This is a genomic window from Pseudomaricurvus alkylphenolicus, assembly GCF_011683955.1.
GTDB classification, from domain to species: Bacteria; Pseudomonadota; Gammaproteobacteria; order Pseudomonadales; family Cellvibrionaceae; genus Pseudomaricurvus; species Pseudomaricurvus alkylphenolicus.
The window spans coordinates 1-739 of the sequence record NZ_JAAQPI010000069.1 but is presented as its reverse complement, the minus strand read 5'-3'; the positions used below and the strand labels follow the sequence as shown (position 1 = coordinate 739).

The window sequence follows — 739 nt, the reverse complement described above, 5'->3', positions numbered from 1 at the left end:
AATGAATTAATGAGTTACTTACGAATGATAATTTTGTGTTCGCACTATCATCTCGCAAGCACCCACACGCATTGCTTGATTAACTTTTTAAACAGCTAACGAGGCGCTCGGCTCTCGTTATTTTTTCAACACTTGCAGCATTACTTTTTTGGTAATGTCTGCCTTACTGTGTTGTTTCACTCGGGGTCTTGCCCGAAGCAGGAGGCGCATTATACAGCCTGTTTCCTGCTTGGCAACCGTTTTTTTTCGTTAAGTTTGAACAACTTGTCGATGCTTTCGGTTGCCGTAAACGCTGAAGATTTTCAAATCGGCTTTTAAAAACTTGATTCAAATACTTAGGCTTACACTAATAGCAAAAAACCCCAGCCTCTTTCGAAACTGGGGTTTTAGGGAGCCCTGCTGTTCAGAGCAGCGGCTCGGTGTTTGAAGGCTGACGATGACCTACTCTCACATGGGGAAACCCCACACTACCATCGGCGATGCTTCTTTTCACTTCTGAGTTCGGGATGGGATCAGGTGGTTCAAAAGCTCTATGGTCGTCAGCCAAACTGGCTTGGTTCGTGGTTGGTCTTAGGGCTTGTCTTAAGCCGGCCGCACGAGATCCAAATAGGTTGGCGGTCAGTAAAGTTACTTCAGTTAACACAATCTCGCACTGATGATCGGTGCGTATTCTCTTTGACTCTTGCCTGTCCTGCAACTGTCGATGCGCTTAACATCCAATTGCGTCAGTTATATGGTC

1 rRNA gene is annotated in these 739 nt (G+C 45.6%); it reads right to left on the bottom strand.

Annotated features, from left to right (window positions below):
- Positions 1-428: 428 nt before the first annotated feature.
- Positions 429-544, bottom strand: a 5S ribosomal RNA gene (gene rrf, locus HBA55_RS37160).
- Positions 545-739: the final 195 nt, after the last annotated feature.